This window comes from Nitrospina gracilis 3/211 (genome assembly GCF_000341545.2).
Classification (GTDB): Bacteria; Nitrospinota; Nitrospinia; order Nitrospinales; family Nitrospinaceae; genus Nitrospina; species Nitrospina gracilis.
Genome location: NZ_HG422173.1, coordinates 292,234 through 309,017 on the forward strand (window position 1 = coordinate 292,234; position 16,784 = coordinate 309,017).

16 protein-coding genes are annotated in these 16,784 nt (G+C 58.5%); 9 read left to right on the forward strand and 7 right to left on the reverse strand.

Going from position 1 to position 16,784, the window contains the following annotated elements:
- Positions 1-106 precede the first annotated feature (106 nt).
- The 6 genes from TX82_RS14895 to TX82_RS01405 all read left to right on the forward strand — a co-directional run bounded on the left by TX82_RS14895 (position 107) and on the right by TX82_RS01405 (position 8,479).
- Positions 107-2,167 carry a tetratricopeptide repeat protein gene (locus TX82_RS14895; protein ID WP_005005467.1) on the forward strand — a complete coding sequence of 687 codons (2,061 nt, stop codon included), beginning with the start codon at positions 107-109 and terminating at the stop codon, positions 2,165-2,167.
- 52 nt (positions 2,168-2,219) lie between these two features.
- The gene (gene cysS, locus TX82_RS01385) at positions 2,220-3,662 is read left to right on the forward strand and encodes a cysteine--tRNA ligase (protein ID WP_005005469.1); all 1,443 of its coding nucleotides are present in this window, start codon (positions 2,220-2,222) and stop codon (positions 3,660-3,662) included.
- Positions 3,647-5,221, forward strand: a complete 1,575-nt coding sequence (locus TX82_RS01390; RefSeq protein WP_005005471.1) for a DUF2851 family protein — start codon at positions 3,647-3,649, stop codon at positions 5,219-5,221. Before cysS ends, TX82_RS01390 begins: the two co-directional genes overlap by 16 nt.
- Before the next feature lie 117 nt (positions 5,222-5,338).
- Positions 5,339-6,142 (forward strand): sulfate adenylyltransferase subunit CysD, encoded by an 804-nt coding sequence (gene cysD, locus TX82_RS01395; RefSeq protein ID WP_005005473.1) that lies wholly within the window; start codon positions 5,339-5,341, stop codon positions 6,140-6,142.
- Between the two features lie 2 nt (positions 6,143-6,144).
- Positions 6,145-7,971: a GTP-binding protein gene (locus TX82_RS01400; RefSeq protein ID WP_005005476.1), complete on the forward strand. Its 1,827-nt coding sequence runs from the start codon at positions 6,145-6,147 to the stop codon at positions 7,969-7,971.
- Between the two features lie 202 nt (positions 7,972-8,173).
- Entirely contained in the window at positions 8,174-8,479 is a 306-nt protein-coding gene (locus TX82_RS01405) for a 2Fe-2S iron-sulfur cluster-binding protein (RefSeq protein ID WP_005005479.1), read from the forward strand.
- Positions 8,480-8,559: 80 nt separating this feature from the next.
- Here TX82_RS01405 and TX82_RS01410 read toward each other — a convergent pair whose 3' ends face one another.
- Positions 8,560-8,919: a hypothetical protein gene (locus TX82_RS01410; RefSeq protein ID WP_237100533.1), complete on the reverse strand. Its 360-nt coding sequence runs from the start codon at positions 8,917-8,919 to the stop codon at positions 8,560-8,562.
- Between the two features lie 47 nt (positions 8,920-8,966).
- Between TX82_RS01410 and TX82_RS01415 the strand changes: the two genes are divergently transcribed.
- A complete protein-coding gene (locus TX82_RS01415; RefSeq protein ID WP_005005482.1) occupies positions 8,967-9,764 on the forward strand; it encodes an SDR family NAD(P)-dependent oxidoreductase in 798 nt (265 codons plus the stop codon).
- Between the two features lie 20 nt (positions 9,765-9,784).
- Here TX82_RS01415 and TX82_RS01420 read toward each other — a convergent pair whose 3' ends face one another.
- On the reverse strand, positions 9,785-10,849 hold the full coding sequence (locus TX82_RS01420; protein ID WP_005005483.1) for an NAD-dependent epimerase/dehydratase family protein: 1,065 nt from the start codon (positions 10,847-10,849) through the stop codon (positions 9,785-9,787).
- A gap of 144 nt (positions 10,850-10,993) precedes the next feature.
- On the opposite strand from TX82_RS01420, the gene TX82_RS01425 reads away from it, so the two are divergent.
- Both TX82_RS01425 and TX82_RS01430 read left to right on the forward strand, forming a co-directional pair.
- On the forward strand, positions 10,994-12,367 hold the full coding sequence (locus TX82_RS01425; RefSeq protein ID WP_005005486.1) for a phosphomannomutase/phosphoglucomutase: 1,374 nt from the start codon (positions 10,994-10,996) through the stop codon (positions 12,365-12,367).
- Complete coding sequence (locus TX82_RS01430; protein WP_005005487.1) at positions 12,364-12,741, forward strand: VOC family protein; 378 nt, start codon at positions 12,364-12,366, stop codon at positions 12,739-12,741. The genes TX82_RS01425 and TX82_RS01430 overlap by 4 nt, the downstream gene beginning before the upstream one ends.
- 7 nt (positions 12,742-12,748) lie before the next feature.
- Here TX82_RS01430 and amrB read toward each other — a convergent pair whose 3' ends face one another.
- From amrB to TX82_RS15570, 5 genes are all read right to left on the reverse strand, one after another.
- Positions 12,749-13,552: an AmmeMemoRadiSam system protein B gene (gene amrB / locus TX82_RS01435; RefSeq protein ID WP_005005490.1), complete on the reverse strand. Its 804-nt coding sequence runs from the start codon at positions 13,550-13,552 to the stop codon at positions 12,749-12,751.
- A gap of 20 nt (positions 13,553-13,572) precedes the next feature.
- Positions 13,573-14,223 (reverse strand): protein-L-isoaspartate(D-aspartate) O-methyltransferase, encoded by a 651-nt coding sequence (locus tag TX82_RS01440; RefSeq protein WP_349293310.1) that lies wholly within the window; start codon positions 14,221-14,223, stop codon positions 13,573-13,575.
- Between the two features lie 58 nt (positions 14,224-14,281).
- A complete protein-coding gene (locus TX82_RS01445; protein WP_005005494.1) occupies positions 14,282-14,650 on the reverse strand; it encodes a hypothetical protein in 369 nt (122 codons plus the stop codon).
- A 133-nt stretch (positions 14,651-14,783) separates the two neighbouring features.
- On the reverse strand, positions 14,784-15,944 hold the full coding sequence (moeB, locus tag TX82_RS01450; protein WP_005005500.1) for a molybdopterin-synthase adenylyltransferase MoeB: 1,161 nt from the start codon (positions 15,942-15,944) through the stop codon (positions 14,784-14,786).
- Positions 15,945-16,048: 104 nt separating this feature from the next.
- The coding region (locus TX82_RS15570) for an aminotransferase class I/II-fold pyridoxal phosphate-dependent enzyme (RefSeq protein WP_042250269.1) at positions 16,049-16,784 on the reverse strand (736 nt) is incomplete at its 5' end.

The following is a 16,784-nucleotide window of genomic DNA, read 5'->3' on the forward strand; positions in this document are numbered from 1 at the left end:
AATAAAACACCCCGGACCCGAAAGGTCCGGGAAGGCGGGACCGGGTCTTCGCCGGGCGACGGCCCTTCTCTATTATTTTTACATTCCTGCAAGGTGGGTGCTTTTCATGGGTTCTTCTTCAAAACAATCGCATAAGAAATCGTGGACCGGTCCGGTGCTGGGTGTGGTCGCCGCGGGCCTCGTCGTCTGGACGTTCACGGAGTTGTCCACCCCCGCGGCCAACCTCGAACCTTACAACCAGTTCCAGGCCATCCCCGCCAGCACCACGGAGCCCGAACCGCCCGCTCCCGTTGATACCATGTCTACCCTCGCCCCGGCTCCGGAAGAAGTCGAGCAGGCGGTGCCGAAACAGGAACCCACACTGGAGGACAACCTGGTCGCCGAGGCGGTGACCGAACCCAAAATCGACCCGGCCACGGGGATCGATCTGGAAAAGGAACTGCGCGAGGCGCGCCCCAAAACCCCGACGGGCAAGGACCTGCCGCGTCAGACCCTGGAGCACATCTCCAAGGGCATCGAGTATTCGGAAAAAGGCATGTTCAACCACGCCGACCTCGAGTTTGAAAAAGCCTCGAAGATCAGCCCCAACGCGCCGGAAGTGTATTCCCTGTGGGGCACGTCGATGCGCATGGCGGAAAAATACGCGGGCGCCGACCGCAAGTTCAAACGCGCACACGAACTGGCCCCGAATGACGCCGAGATCACCCTCAACTGGGGCATGGCGCGGCTGTTCGGTAAAAACGCCGATGGCGCGCTGGAACTGTTCAAAGAAACCGTGGCGCTGGATCCCGACAACCACCTGGCATGGAATTACCTGGGCAAGGCGTACGGCCTGAAAAAAGATTACGCCAACGAAGAAACAAGCTACATGAAATCGCTGGAGCTCAAGGAAGACTTCGCACAGGCGCATTTCAACCTCGCCGTCGTCCGCAGCCTGCAAAAAAAGTTTGAAGACGCCGCGCCGCATTTCATCCGCGCCATCGAGCTGGACAAGCAGTTCGAGAAACCCTTCGTTGTCCAGTTCCTCACCGCCATGGGCCTGAAAAACAAAACCAGCATGAAGGAAGCCAAGCTGAAAGAAACGGGTAAGGACAAGGCTCACGATCACGACGAGCACGCCGATCACAAACACGGGAAGGGCGAGGAACATGCCAAACACGAGCCGCAGGAAACCAAACCGTCCGAAGGCTCCGACCACAACATGGAAGGCTCCGGTTCCAACATCGTGAAAACCGTCACCCATCTCAACGGACAGGTGCTCGTCAACGGCGAACCTTCCGGCAAACGAGGCGTGGTGTATCTTGAGACCACCAACAAGCTGAAGGTTCCTGACCAGCCGACGCAGAACATCACCATCACCCAGAAGTCCAAACAGTTCCTGCCGGGGCACTCGGTGGTGATGGTCGGCTCCACGGTGACCTTCATGAACGAGGATTTCGAGGTGCACAACATCTATTCGAAATCCAGCGGCAACCAGTTCAACCTGGGCGCGATGTCGGGCGGCGTGCAGAAGCAGATCACGTTCGATACCCCCGGCCCGGTGGTATTGCGCTGCAACATGCACAAGGACATGGTGGGCACGCTGTTTGTCGCCCCCAACGGCTACGTTGCGGAGACCGATGATAACGGCCAGTTCGACCTGCCGGTGGTCAAGAGCCAGGACTACAAGATGGGCTTCTGGCACCCGCGCCTGTTCCCGCAGGAAGTCGAGGCCAACATGCGTTTCCTCAACCTGACCGGCGAAGACAAGACGCTCAAGCTCGAGATCCAAACGCAGTCCGATCCGTCGGACATCCACGACCTCGTGGACGGTACGGATTACAACGAGATCGTGGACAAGATCGAAACCGAAATCTACGGCGCCATCGAGCACTGGAAACTGGGCAAGAAGTACTCCTCGCAGAAGCGCATGCTGACCGCCATCACGCGCCATTATGACGGCGGCGGATTGAAAGACGCGATCACCAAGAGCTTCAGCGAAAACCGGAGCAAGAACCTCGAAGACGGTCTTGACAAAATCCGCAAGCAGATCGCGGGCATCGACAAGTCCGAGGAAGTGACCGAGGCCTCCCTCAAGTTCAAGGCCAAGCGCATCATCGCGCAGTTGAAAAACAACGTACGCGAGCTCGAACACCGTCTCAACCCGGACAAGAAAACCACCCAGTGAGCCCCGCCTCGGACGGTTTGATTTTGCCCTGCCGGGATGGTACTTTGAACGCATGACACTGCGCATTTTCAACACCCTGACCGGCAACAAGGAAGAGTTCGTCCCGCTCTCGCCGGGCAAGGTGCGCATGTACGTCTGCGGCGTCACCGTGTACGACTACAGCCACGTCGGGCACGCCCGCGCCGCCATCGTCTTCGACACCCTCTACCGCTACCTGAAGCACGCCGGGTACGACGTCACCTACGTCCGCAACTTCACCGACATCGATGACAAGATCATCAACCGCGCCCGCGAACAGAACGTTCCATGGCAGGAGGTGACGCACAAGTACATCGACGCGTTTTACGAGGACATGGACGCGCTCAACGTCGAGCGGCCGACCACGGAACCGCTGGCGACCGAACACATCGGCGACATGATCAAGATGATCGAGGGGCTGGTGAAAGCGGGCAAGGCCTATCCCGCCGAAGGCGACGTGTACTACTCGGTCAAGGCGTTCCCCGAATACGGCAGGCTGTCCAAACGCAACATCGAGGACATGCAGGCGGGCGCGCGCGTGGAGCCGGGCGAGCACAAAAAAGACCCGATGGACTTCGCGCTGTGGAAGAAAAGCAAACCCGGCGAACCGGCGTGGGACAGCCCGTGGGGACCCGGCCGTCCCGGCTGGCACATCGAGTGCTCGGCCATGAGTTACCAGCTGCTGGGCGAGACGTTCGACATCCACGGCGGCGGCAAGGACCTGGTGTTCCCGCACCACGAGAACGAGATCGCGCAGTCCTGCGGCTTCACCGGCAAACCGCCGGTGCGCTACTGGGTGCACAATGGCTTCGTCAACATCAACAAGGAAAAGATGTCGAAGTCGCTCGGCAACTTCTTCACCATCCGCGACATCCTGAAAACATTCCACCCGGAAGTCCTGCGCCTGTTCCTGCTGACCAATCACTACCGCGGTCCGATCGATTTTTCCGACCAGTACCTGAAAGACGCGGAAAAAAACCTCGACCGCTTTTATGAATTCTTTGCACAGGCGGAGTCCGCTCAAGGAAGCCGGAACGGCGGCGCGGCGGAGATTGCAGAAGACACCCTGCGCTCTCAACCGTTGCTGAAGAAATTCGACGAGGCGATGGACGACGATTTCAACACCGCCGTGGCGCTGGCGGACATGATGGAAGAGTTGCGCCGCCTCAACAAGCAGTTGGGGGAGGAGGGCACCGACCGGGACGCATTTCACCGGGATGCGGCGACACTCCGCCACGCGGGGCAACTGCTGGGGCTGTTCTACCGCACGCCGGAAGAATACAAAACCGAAATTCGCGCCCTCAAGGGCGGCGGACAGGACCTCGACGTCGCCAGGATCGAACAACTGATCGCCGAGCGGCAGGCGGCCCGGTCGTCGAAGGATTTCGCCACCGCCGACCGGTGCCGGGATGAACTGCAGAAGATGGGTGTGGTCCTGAAAGACACCAAAACGGGCACGACATGGGAAGTCCAGTAAACAACACGCATGAATATTTTTCCGATGCCTACCTGAAATTCCACCGGCTCTACTCGCAGACCGAAGTGAACGAAGCGGAAGAGCCGCCGGTGCCGGAGAAGGTGATCCGCTGCGTGTGGAACGACCAGCTGTTCAAAACCCCCCACCTCAAAACCACCGACGGTCAATCCCTCGAAGTCGTCTTTCCCGGTTACTGGAATTTCGGAAACGGTCCGGACTTCAAAAGCGCCGCCATCCGCATCGGCGGCGAACTTTTGGAAGGCGACGTGGAACTGCACGTGTTCGGTTCCGACTGGGCGGCGCACGGCCACAGCGGCAACAACGAATACGACAACGTCATCCTGCACGTGTTCATGTGGAAGGGCCGCGGCCGACGTAAGTTCAGCACCAAAGAAGAATCAAAAGCACCGGAACCGAAGCTGTCGCGTCCGCACATCCACGAACTCGAACTCAAAAAATACCTGAAACGCGGGATCCTGAAACTGAACGAGGAACTGGATTTCGAATCCTATCCCGTCCTGCACTCGTTCAACTACGGCCTGTGCCACCAGCCGCTGTTGCGCCTGCCGGAGGAAAAACTGCTGAAACTGTTGAACGCCGCCGGCGACGCACGCATCCACACCAAGATGGACCGCTTTCACGACCGCATCATCACCAGGGGCTACGAGCAGACGTTTTACGAAGGCGTGGCGGAGGCGATGGGCTACCCCAGCAACAAACTGCCGTTCCGCACGCTGGCGGAAAAAGTACCGATCATGGAATTGCGCGAGACCCTCCCCGCCCGAGCCGGCGAGGAGGAGCGCAGGGAAATCATCCAGGCGGTGTTGTTCGGGGTGTCGGGGCTGATAGATTTCGAGGAAATCGCCGGAAACGAGAACCTTCTCCCCGCCGAACGCATCTTTTTTAACAGACTGCGCAAGCACTGGGAAAAGCTCCGGGAGCGCTGGGAAGACCGGCTGATGAGCCCGCGCGAGTGGAAATTCGGCAAAATGCGCCCGGCAAATTTCCCGTACCGGCGCATCGCCGCGCTCAGCCATCTTCTGGTTCGGCACTGGGAAAACGGCCTGTTCGCCGATTTTCTCGACACCCTGCAATCCGCCGTTTCCAATTCCGGCGAGACGGGGTATACTAAGCCGACCCGTAACAGGCTGACGCAGTTTTTCTGCGTGGAGGCTGCGGACTACTGGTCGCGGCACTACACGCCGGGTGGCAAGCCCCTCAAGCAAAATCAACAACTTGTGGGCCCCGACCGGTCGCGGGAAGTGGTGGTGAACATCGCCATTCCCATTGGCCTGATCTACGCACGGGCCAGCAAATCGGTTCCTTTGGAGCAGGCTCTCAGTTCTTTGTTTCAGACAAAAAGCCGGCCCGCCGATAACAAGTGGATCCGGTTCATGAAGCACTACATCATGGGCAACGAAGAGCGCATGCTGAAACCGTTGACCAGCGACCAGCAGACGCAGGGATTGATGCAGATCTACCAGGATTACTGCACCAGAAACGAAAACAACTGCCTGCGTTGCAAGTTTCCCGGCATGGTGGAGCGGTATTTCTCCTGAAAAGCCCCGTCCGTCCCCCGGTTTTTCGCGTAAAACCCTTGATTCGATTGAATTAAGAATATAAAGTGGGATCATTCATCCCCATCCCGGCCCTCGCGCCGCACAGGTACATTTATCATGGATCATTTGACCGATCTCGAAGATCAGAGCATTTACATTCTTCGTGAAGCTTATAAAAATTTCAAAAACCTGGCCATGTTGTGGTCGATCGGCAAGGACTCGACTGTCATGCTTTGGCTGGCCCGCAAGGCGTTCTTCGGCCACTGCCCGATCCCGCTGGTGCACATCGACACCTCGTACAAGATTCCGGCGATGATCGAGTACCGCGACCACTACGCCAAGAAGTGGGGACTGAACCTCATTGTCGGCCAGAACAAGAAGGCCCTCGACGAGGGCATGAACCACGAAATGGGGCGCCTGGTGTGCTGTGAAGCGCTCAAGACCCAGGGCCTGCAACAAACGATGGAAGAGTACAATTTCACCGGACTCATCCTCGGTATCCGCCGCGACGAAGAAGGCACCCGCGCCAAGGAGCGCTACTTCTCGCCGCGCGATAAAAACTTTGAATGGAACTTCAAGGATCAGCCGCCGGAGTTGTGGGATCAGTTCAAGACCACCTTCGCCGAAGGCACTCACATCCGCATCCATCCTCTTCTGCACTGGACGGAGTTGAACGTCTGGGAATACATCGAGCGGGAGAACATCCCCATCATCGACCTGTATTTCGCCAACGAGCAGGGAGAACGTTACCGATCCCTCGGTTGCGCCCCCTGCACCGGCTCCATCAAGTCCAAGGCGCGGAATGTGAAAGAGATCATTGATGAATTGAAAAACACCACCGTCTCCGAACGCTCCGGGCGCGCGCAGGACCAGGAAAACGCGTACGCCATGCAGAAGCTTCGGGCTAAAGGTTACATGTAAATATGGGAGACAACGGATTCAAGACCCCGCAGGATGGCCGCTTGATGAAGCTGGTCATCGTGGGACACGTGGATCACGGCAAATCCACGCTCGTGGGGCGTCTGCTTGCCGATACCGACAGCCTGCCCACCGGCAAGCTGGATTTTGTTAAGAACATCTGCGACCAGCAGGGCAAGTCGTTCGAGTTCGCCTTCCTGCTCGATGCACTGGAAGAAGAGCAGGAACAGGGCATCACCATCGACACGTCGCAGATTTTCTTCAAGACCGAGAAGCGCTGGTACGTCATCATCGACGCTCCCGGCCACAAGGAATTCCTCAAGAACATGGTCACCGGCGCCGCCAACGCGGAGGCCGCCCTGCTTTTGATCGACGCCCACGAAGGCGTGCAGGAGCAGTCGCGCCGGCACGGCTACATCCTGCGCCTGTTGGGCATGACGCAGGTGGCGGTGGTCATCAACAAGATGGACCTGGTGAAATACGACCCGGAAGTGTACTTTCGGATCAAAAGCGAGTACACGCAGTTTCTGGAATCGATCGGCATCGAGGTGCGCGAGTTCATTCCCATTTCCGCGAAGGAAGGTGAGAACGTCGCCAAGCGTTCCGAACACATGCCGTGGTACACCGGGCCGACCATCCTCGAACGCCTCGACCAGTTCCAGGAAAAAGTCAGTACCGTGGAAAAACCGTTCCGCATGCCCATCCAGGACGTGTACAAGTTCGACCAGCGCCGCATCATCGCGGGGCGGGTGGAATCGGGCACGGCGAAGGTCGGCGACCGCGTCCTCTTCTCGCCGTCCAACAAGAGCACGGTGATCAAGAGCATCGAAACGTGGAACGCGGACACTCCGGCTGCGGTGGAAGCGCCGCACTCGGTGGGCATCACGCTGGCCGAGCAGTTGTTCCTGGAGCGAGGCGAGATCATCAGCCTCGAGAAGAACGCTCCGGTGGTCACGACCACCTTCGACGCCAACGTGTTCTGGATGGGGCAACGCCACCTGAAGCGGGGCGAAACCTACAAGCTGAAACTCACCACGCAGAACGTGGACTGCGAAGTCGTCGAGTTCAAGAAAGCCATCGACGCCTCGACCCTGGAAACCCTTCCGGACCAGGATTTCATCGCCAAGAACGACGTGGCAGAAGTGACGCTCCGCACGAAGCGGCCCGTCGCCTTCGACCTGTTCACTGAAATCGCCGAGACCGGCCGCTTCGTGCTGGTGGACGAGTACGACGTGTGCGGCGGCGGCATCATCACCCACTTCACCCCGCTCGAGGAGGTCGACCGCCTGCGCAACGAGGCGCGCTACCGCGACTCGCACTGGGTGAAGGGCAACGTCACCTCTGAAATGCGCGCCTACCGCAACGGACACCTGCCCGCCATGATCCTGTTCACCGGCAAGTCGGGCACCGGCAAGGCGGCGCTGGCAGGCAAGCTGGAGGAAGTGCTGTTCCACCAGAATTTCCAGAGCTACCTGCTGGACGGACGCAACATCCAGGTGGGTGTTGGCGCCGATATGGACGCGGAAACGTATTTTTCGGACGGCGAAGCGGTTCGCCGCTTCGGCGAGGTGGCCAAGCTGTTCCTCGACGCGGGGCATGTGGTCATTTCCACCTCCAACGTGTTCAACCAGGAGGACCACTCGAACATCAATCTGCTGATCGAGCCGAGTCCGCTGGTGGAAGTGCGCATCACCGATGACCAGTACCCGAAAGGCATGCCGGAAATCGTGCTCAGCCTGAATGACGCCAAGGACGCAGACACGGCGGTCACCCGCATCGTCGATTACCTGAAGGAAAAGAAAATCCTGACCGGCCACAACTACTCAATCTAACTCCATTCTTGGGGTGGATACGGGCACGGAGAATCGATTCAAAGCCACGCCCGCAGGCTATCGTTCACCGTCAACGTACTAACCCGTTTCTCTCCCGCGTGGCGGGAGAGAATTTGTTTGACTTTTGCCGCTTCCCATGTCAATTTACAACCTTCATTCTGGGGTTAATTGACCGAAAATACGGCATTTTGAGGAAACATCCATGCCCAAGATCACCGTTCACGACACCGAAACCGGTGAACAGAAAGTCTTCAAAGTCGGCTACGGCGGCAACCTGAGAAAAGCCGCCCAGCACCACGACATCAGCCTCTACCGGGGCCTCCACGAATACACCAACTGCCATGGCATGGGGTCCTGCGGTACCTGCCTCGTGGAGATCGAGCCCATGGAACACGTGAACGATCACGGTCTCATCGAGAAACTCCACAAGATCAACGGCAACCGCAAGCTGGCCTGCCGCACCAAGGTGTACGGAGACATCTCCATCAAGACCAAGCTGGTGGAATGAGCGCCCTCTCGCGCCCTCCCTCTTTCCTTCTTTCCCTCTGAACGACAAGGTAAAACCAGGTGGACGGCGAAAGTGTGTCCTTAAATGATCTGAAGCAGGATCAGCATCGGCAGGAAAATGAGCCCCATCACCGTCACCCCCGCATGCAAAACCACATCCCATTTGCGGCTCATCGGAATGATTGTGATAAAGTAGAGGGCCACGAGGTAATCCCAGATCGTGTTTTCTCCATGAATCGCATTGATCACGAGGTAGGAACCGAGCCCGAACAGCACCGCAATGTAAACCAGCAGATGCGTCCGCACTAAAGAGGGGGTTTTCTTCTGAAAACCGAGCGACAACCCGACAAACACGTTGATGATGTGCAGGCAGATGGTGGCCGCCACCCATATCAAAGACGGCGACGCCTGAACCTGGTCGATCATGTTCGGGGGATTCACAGATACATCTCCAAAGGCTGGCTGGAAAACAGGAAAGGAATTCTAACATGGATTTGAATCTGGCAGGACGCAAAGTCCTGATCACAGGGGTGGGAGACGGCATCGGCCGCGAACTGGCGCTGGCATTCGGAAAAGAAGGCGCGCGCGTCGCCGGGTGCGCCCGCACCACCGAACGCCTGCAGGCGCTGGAAAAGGAAATCGAAGGCGACGGTCACCTGTTCCAGTACGCCGACCTCATGCAGAAGGACGACCTGGAACGCTTCTTCTGGTTTGCGGTGGAGCAGCTGGACGGACTCGACGTGCTGGTCAACAATGTCGGTTCCATCACGAAAATGGCGACATTCTTCGAACTCACCGACGACGACTGGCAGGAGGCGTTCGACATCAACCTCATGCCCGCCGTTCGCCTGTGCCGGTTGGCGGTGGCGGAGCTGAAAAAATCAAAGTCTCCCTGCATCCTCAACATCTCGTCAATCGCGGGCAACCATCCAACCGGAATCTTCCCGCATTACGCTGCCATGAAGGCGGGGATGTCCAACCTCACCGTGTCGCTGGCCCACACCCTCGCTCCGGACGGCATCCGTGTCAACACCGTCGCGCCGGGCCCGGTGTGGACACGTTCCTGGGAATTCGAAGCCGAGGCTGGCGCCAAAAGTTCGGGCAAGAGCAAGGAAGAAAAAATTGAAGAGATCAAGCAGTCCACGGCGCAGGAAGTGCCGCTCAAACGCATCGGCGTGCCGGCGGACGTCACCGGTCTCACTCTGTTCCTCGCCTCGGATCTGGCGTCGTGGATCACCGGCGCGCACTACACCATCGACGGCGGCATCGTCAGCAACCCGTTTTGAAAAAAGAAACCGTTTAGCCGTTAAATCCGCTTGCGCAGGCCGTCGTGGATTTCCTGGAGGGTCTGTTGCAGGGTGTATTTGTAATCCCATTCGGGATAATCGGTTTTGAAGCGGGTGACGTCGCTGATCCACCAGATGTGGTCGCCCGCCCGGGCCGTGTCCACGTATTCCCAATTCAGCTTGTTGCCTGAAATTTCCTCGCACATCCGGATCGCCTCCAGCACCGAGCAGTTGCTGTGGCGCCCGCCGCCCAGGTTGTAGACCTTGCCCACGCCCGGCCGCTTGTAAAACTGGTAAAGCGCCGAAACGGTGTCACTGCTGTGGATGTTGTCGCGCACCTGCTTGCCCTGATAGCCGTATACCTTGTAGGACGTTTTCTTCATGGTGCACATCATCAGGTAGGAAAGAAAGCCATGCATCTCCGTCCCGGAGTGCGCGGATCCGGTGAGGCACCCCGCGCGGAAACACGCCGTCTTCATTCCGAAGTAGCGGCCGAATTCCTGCACCATCAAATCGCCCGACAGTTTGGACACGCCGAACAGACTGTGCATGCATTCGTCGATGCTCATGCTCTCATCGATGCCGTGGGCGTAGTAGGGATGCTTGCTTTCCAGCTCCCAGCGCGTTTCTTCTTCCACGAAGGGAAAGGAATTCGGCCGGTCGCCGTACACCTTGTTGGTGGACATGTAAATGAAAACGGCATCCGGGCAATGCAGCCGGGCCAGTTCCAGCAGGACCAGCGTGCCGTTGGCGTTGACCGTGAAGTCGGTCATCGCCTGCTCCGCCGCCCAGTCGTGCGACGGTTGCGCAGCGGAATGAACGATGAGCTTGGTGTCCTTGCCATAGGTCTTGAACAACCGCTCCATATTGGCGCGGTCGCGGATGTCCACGGAGTGGTGGGAGTAGGAGTCGTAAGTCTGGGTCATACGCTGTTCGTTCCAGACGGTGGAGGCCTGTTCGCCGAAATAGACCGAACGCATGTCGTTGTCCACGCCGTGCACATAAAATCCCTGACCCAGCAGAAACTCAACGGCCTCGGAGCCGACCATGCCGCTGGATCCGGTCACAATCGCAATCTCTGTCATTTTATGATCCTGCAGTAGGCGTCCCGCGGCCGCGTCTCGCCGGGCGTACTGACCATTTCCTGCGTTGCCAACGGGTCGCAATTATTCTATTCTTGAAACCATTCAACTGTTCAATATAGCAGACAACCTTTTCCCCCTCAAATAATGAACCCTCAAATCTTCCGTGAATACGACATCCGGGGCCTGGTGGAGCAGGACCTTGCACCCGAAAACGTCGAGTTGATCGGCAAGGCCATCGGCACCTATTTCCGGCGCCACAACAAAAAGACCTTGTCACTGGGATGGGATATTCGCACCAGTTCCAAAGAGTTCCGCGTCATCCTGACCCGGGCCCTGAATGCGACCGGATGCGATGTCATCGACATCGGCATGGTGCCGACGCCGGTCGCCTATTACTCCCTTCACAAACTGGACGTCGATGGCGGGGTGATGATCACCGGCAGCCACAACCCGCCAGAATTCAACGGGTTCAAAATCAGCTTCGAAAAGCACAGCCTGTACGGCCAGCGCATCCAGGAGTTGAAGGCACTGATCGACAACAAGGATTTTGAGACCGGGAGCGGAAGCGCCCGGGAACAGGACATCAAGCCGGATTACATGGACCACATTGCCGGCTTGATCGAAATCCGGCGTCCGATCAAGGTGGTGCTGGACGGAGGCAACGGCTGTTTCGGCATCGTCGGCCCCGAACTCATCCGTCGCCTCGGCGTGGAAAGCATCGAGCAGTTCTGCGAACCGGACGGCACGTTTCCGAACCACCATCCCGATCCCACCGTGGCCAAATACATGGAAAGCCTGATGGCCCGCGTGAAAAAAGAAAAGGCGCATCTGGGCATCGGCTTCGACGGCGACGCCGACCGCATCGGCGTGGTGGACGACAAGGGCAACCTGCTGTGGGGCGATCAACTGCTCATCCTGTTCGCCCGCGACCTGTTGAAACGCCACCCCGGCACGGCGGTGGTGGGCGAGGTGAAGTGCTCGCGCAACCTGTTCGAGGACATCAAGAAACATGGCGGGCAACCGCACATGTCCGCCGCCGGCCATTCGCTCATCAAAAAAAAGATGCAGGAGACGAAGGCCCTGCTTGCAGGCGAGATGAGCGGCCACATGTGTTTCGCCGATTCCTACTTCGGCTTCGACGACGCCATCTACGCCGCCTGCCGCATGCTGGAGATCGTCGCGAACACCGGCCAACCCGTTTCCGAAATGCTCGCCGACCTGCCCGTCATGCACAACACGCCGGAAATCCGCATCGATTGCCCCGACGACCTGAAATTCAAACTGGTGAAGGAAGTGACCGAAATCTTTCGCGCACGCTACAATGTGATCGACATCGACGGCGTGCGCATCGAGTTCGATGAAGGCTGGGGCCTGCTCCGCGCATCCAACACGCAGCCGGTGCTGGTGCTCCGATTCGAGGCGACAAACAAGGAAAAACTCAACGAGTACCAGCAGCTGGTGAGCGCCGAACTCGAAAAATACAAACCCGATGTCAACTTCACCCCGGTGCCCGCATGAAGTACGCTCACACACGGTTCCGCGTATCCAACATGGACGCGTCGCTGAAATTCTATCGCGACGTGCTGGGAATGAAAGTGGTTGAGGAATCGACTTCGCCGCGCGGCTCGAAGCTGGTGTTTCTGCAGTTCCCGGAAAACGACGCCGAGTTGGAGTTGTGCTCGTTTCCCGACAGCGGCAACGTCTCCGTTCCCGAAGACCTCGTTCATCTTGCGTTCGAGGTGGACGACCTGGATGTGTGGATGAAACGTTTGAAGGAAGGCGGCGCGCCCATCACCGAAGGCCCCACCGAAAGCCGCAGCGGCTCGCGATTTCTCTTCACCGAGGACCCGGACAAGTACGAAATCGAGATCATTCAGCGCGGAAAACCCTGAACCCGCGTCAGGTCACGATCACCCCGGCATACCCCACCACGCTGTCCATATCACCGCTCACCTCCCCTGACGTCATGTAGCGGCTGAGCACCGCCTGTTTCGCGCCCAGGTCCTGCACCGTGGTCAGCATAACGGTGGCGGGATTGACCCCGCACATGGTGATGCGCTCGTTGTGCACAGTGGTATGCAATCCCGCGGCATCGAGATCCAGCATCCGGTCAATGGCCCGGCGATCCTTGAGCGACGCGCTTTCGTGCGATTCGTAATGCGTCATGTCCGAGCTTGCCACCACCAGTACCGGTTCGCCCACCTCCTCAATCGACCGCGCCAGCGCGTGGCCCACCTTCTGGCAATCATTGAGGCTGAGCCGTTTCAGGCAGAGAGGCACGAATTTGAAGGGTTGTTTGAAATACTGGAGGAAGGGCAGTTGCGTTTCCAGGGAATGCTCGTTTTCGTGCGCGTCGTCATCTTCCTCGACGCCGGGCAGGTGTTTCCTGATGGCGGCGGCGAGTTCGGTGTCGATCTGTACGTCGCCCATGGGCATGACCCACGCGCCGTGGGACTGGATTGCGACGGGCCGGCCGCGGCCCGTGTGGTTGGGTCCGATAAGAAGGATGCGTTCGGGAATCTCGATGCGCTCGTACACCGATCCCGCGACGTCACCGGAGTACATGAAGCCCGCGTGCGGCGCCACCACCCCCAGCGCACGCACGGCAGTGCGGTCGCCTGACAGATGGCTTTTGACTTCCTTGATCAACGCCTGGGGCCGGTCCGGATAAAAGCGGCCGGACACCGCGGGTTGTCGAAGCATCCCACACCTCCCGTTTCAAACTACCGGTTGTGTACCGCGCCCGTCATCGGGACAAAACGCACGCCGGTGATGACCTCCTGCGAAATGCCCCCGGCATCCTTCCGGATCAGCAACAGTTTCTGTGCCACCTCGGCTTCCACCGGGAGCACCATGCGCCCGCCGACCTTCAACTGGTCGAGCAAGGGTTTGGGCACCTTCGGGGCGGCTGCAGTGATCATGATGGCATCGAACGGTGCATGCCGGGGCCACCCCTGATAGCCGTCGCCGTGGCGGGTGTGAACGTTATTGTACCCCAGTTTTTGCAGGCGGTCGCGGGCTTCACGGGCGAGGGGTTCGACGATCTCGATGGAATAAACTTCGCTTGCCAGTCCGGAAAGTACCGCGGCCTGGTAGCCGGAACCGGTGCCGATTTCCAGCACGCGGTCGCCGGGTTTCAACTCCAGCGCCTGCGTCATGAGGGCAACGATGTACGGTTGCGAAATGGTCTGGCGGTGGCCGATGGGAAGGGGAAAATCGGAGTAAGCGAACCGCTGCCGCGAGGCGGGCACGAATTGGTGACGAGGAACACGACCCATCACTGCGAGCACCCGCGGGTCGGTGATGTCCCGCCCGCGCAGGTCCTCGCTCACCATGCGGCGGCGTTTCTGTTCGAAACTCTCCGGCCAGGACAGGCCGGGTGGAAATGAAACCGAAAAGACGGCTGTGAGAAGAAAAAGAAGAAGAAAGTGTTTAGAAAATGAGACCGTTCTTTTTAAGCCATTCTTCGGTATCGAAGTTTTCGCTGACGAATTCCTCAAACTCGATTTCCTTTTGCGACAAAGGCTGGCCATCGATGAACTGAGATGTGTCCGCGGCTTTCTTTTTGGAACGGCGGGGTTTCTTCTTGGGTTTTTCCGAGCCCTCTTCCACTTCCACGTCAAAACCTTCGGTCAGGGTCTGAAGCTTGAGAACCAGAACCATGAAGCTCTGCGGGCAAATGTCCTCCCGCTTCTGTATTTCCGCAACGATCTTTTTAACTTTCTCGGAGCTCAGCACCGCTTCGGTGATGGCTTTGGAAAGCTTTTCGTAATCGCGTTCGGGATCCTCGGAGTGACTCAAGGAAACCTCCTTTCCTTAATTACACGTGTTTCCCTAAACAAAACTTGATTGCTTAGAGGCACCTTAAACCGGGGGCCGGCCCATGTCAAGAACGGTAAACGGAACCTCGTTGCAGGTAAGCCTAATTGAACGATTAATACTGCGGTATCGAAGTATCGATTTTCTCCGACCACTCCAGAATCCCGCCGCGCATGCTTTTGACGTTGTCGAATCCCATCGACTTGAGCGCTTTCGCCGCCTTGAGGCTGCGCACGCCGCTCTTGCAATGGATCACGATTTCGTCCGTTTTCTGCAGGCCGTTCAGCTTTTCAGGATTCCGCTCCTCGATGACGTCGAGGGGGATCATCGTGGCGGCATCGATGCGGCAGATCTGGCGTTCGCCTTCACCGCGCACGTCGATAAAACGGAAACTCTTACCCGCATCGAGCATGGCCTTCACCGCTGTCGGCTCGATCTCCATCGCACGATCGGCTTCTTCATCCTCCGCCGCCGCAGGCATGATGCCGCAGAACTGTTCGTAGTCGATGAGTTCCTTGATCGTCGGGTTGTCGCCGCAGATCGGGCAGTTTTTGTCGCGGCGCAATTTCATTTCGCGGAATTTCGTAGCCAGCGAATCGAAGATGAGCAGGCGTCCGCCCATGGGATCGCCCTTGCCCAGAATGATCTTGAGCGCTTCGTTGGTTTGCAGGCATCCGATGATGCCACAGAGCACGCCCAGCACTCCGCCTTCGGCGCAACTGGGCACCAGGCCGGGGGGCGGCGGTTCCGGGTACAGGCACCGGTAGCACGGGCCGTCTGCATGGTTGAATACGGAGACCTGCCCCTCGAAGCGCAGGATGCACCCGTAGACGTACGGTTTGTCCAGGAGAACACAGGCGTCGTTTGCCAGGTAGCGCGTCGGGAAGTTGTCGGTGCCGTCCACGATCACGTCCCAGTCCTGAAAAATACGCAGGGCGTTTTCGGAGGTCAGGCGTTCGTTGTACACGACAACGTCCACGTCGGAATTGATGTCTTTGATCCGCGCCTTGGCGGACTCCGTCTTGAGCACGCCGACGGTGGATTCGCCATGCGCAATCTGGCGTTGCAGGTTGCTCTGATCCACCACGTCGAAGTCGATCAGGCCCAGGGTGCCAACGCCCGCCGCGGCGAGGTACAGGGACACCGGAGATCCCAACCCTCCGGTGCCGATGCACAGCACTTTCGAGTTGCAGATTTTCTCCTGGCCTTCCACACCCACCTCAGGCAGAAGCAGGTGGCGGCTGTATCGATTGATCTGGTCTTGCGTCAAACTCATGGTTCTGTTCCAGTGAATGGTTTATCCGGGATGGTTAGGTATGGGATCATTCTATCAAATAGTGAGATGCTCGGAAACCGCATTTGGATTCATTCGGCCTGCGGCTAGCCGTTTCGCGCCTCCCGAAAGGCCGCTTCCAGCCCCGGCAGGGCCCCCTCGATGACCGCATCCGGGAAACAGTACGAAAGGCGGAAATAACCCGGCGCGCCGAACCCCCGCCCCGGCACCACCAGCACCTTTTTCGCCGTCAGAATCTCGATGAACTGCATCTCGTCCTCCAGCGGCGATTTCGGGAAAAAGTAAAACGCCCCGCCCGGTTTCACCACATCGTAGCCGATGCGCGTCAGTTCCGAATAAAGCAGGTCGCGGCGCCTGCGGTACGCGTCCACATCCACCGTCACATGCTGGACCTCTTTCACCACCCGCTGAAACAGGGCCGGGGCGTTGACGAATCCCAGCACCCGGTTGCAGAAGATGAGCCCCGCCACGACGTTCGCGGAATCCGCGCAGTCCGGATGAACCGCCACGTAACCGATGCGCTCGCCGGGCACGGCGAGGTCCTTGGAGTGCGAAGTGATGTACAGGCTGTCCTCGTACACCTCGATGGGGTTCGGCGTCGGTTCGCCCTCGAACAGGATCTTTTTATACGGATCATCGGCGATGAGGTAGATCGGTTTTCCGCGTTTCTGCGACTGTTCCTTCAGCAATGCTGCCAGCTCTTCCATCGCCTGCCGGGTGTACACCACGCCGGTAGGGTTGTTCGGCGAGTTGATGATGACCGCCTTGGTCCGGTCGGTGATGGCGGCGGCAAGCGCGTCGAAATCGATCGAAAAATCCGGC

What these genes read in the sequence shown, in the direction of transcription:
- TX82_RS14895 (WP_005005467.1), top strand. Translation starts at nt 107, where the DNA reads ATGGGTTCTTCTTCAAAACAATCGCATAAGAAATCGTGGACCGGTCCG.
- cysS (WP_005005469.1), top strand. Translation starts at nt 2,220, where the DNA reads ATGACACTGCGCATTTTCAACACCCTGACCGGCAACAAGGAAGAGTTC.
- TX82_RS01390 (WP_005005471.1), top strand. Translation starts at nt 3,647, where the DNA reads ATGGGAAGTCCAGTAAACAACACGCATGAATATTTTTCCGATGCCTAC.
- cysD (WP_005005473.1), top strand. Translation starts at nt 5,339, where the DNA reads ATGGATCATTTGACCGATCTCGAAGATCAGAGCATTTACATTCTTCGT.
- TX82_RS01400 (WP_005005476.1), top strand. Translation starts at nt 6,145, where the DNA reads ATGGGAGACAACGGATTCAAGACCCCGCAGGATGGCCGCTTGATGAAG.
- TX82_RS01405 (WP_005005479.1), top strand. Translation starts at nt 8,174, where the DNA reads ATGCCCAAGATCACCGTTCACGACACCGAAACCGGTGAACAGAAAGTC.
- TX82_RS01415 (WP_005005482.1), top strand. Translation starts at nt 8,967, where the DNA reads ATGGATTTGAATCTGGCAGGACGCAAAGTCCTGATCACAGGGGTGGGA.
- TX82_RS01420 (WP_005005483.1), bottom strand. Translation starts at nt 10,849, where the DNA reads ATGACAGAGATTGCGATTGTGACCGGATCCAGCGGCATGGTCGGCTCC.
- TX82_RS01425 (WP_005005486.1), top strand. Translation starts at nt 10,994, where the DNA reads ATGAACCCTCAAATCTTCCGTGAATACGACATCCGGGGCCTGGTGGAG.
- TX82_RS01430 (WP_005005487.1), top strand. Translation starts at nt 12,364, where the DNA reads ATGAAGTACGCTCACACACGGTTCCGCGTATCCAACATGGACGCGTCG.
- amrB (WP_005005490.1), bottom strand. Translation starts at nt 13,552, where the DNA reads ATGCTTCGACAACCCGCGGTGTCCGGCCGCTTTTATCCGGACCGGCCC.
- moeB (WP_005005500.1), bottom strand. Translation starts at nt 15,944, where the DNA reads ATGAGTTTGACGCAAGACCAGATCAATCGATACAGCCGCCACCTGCTT.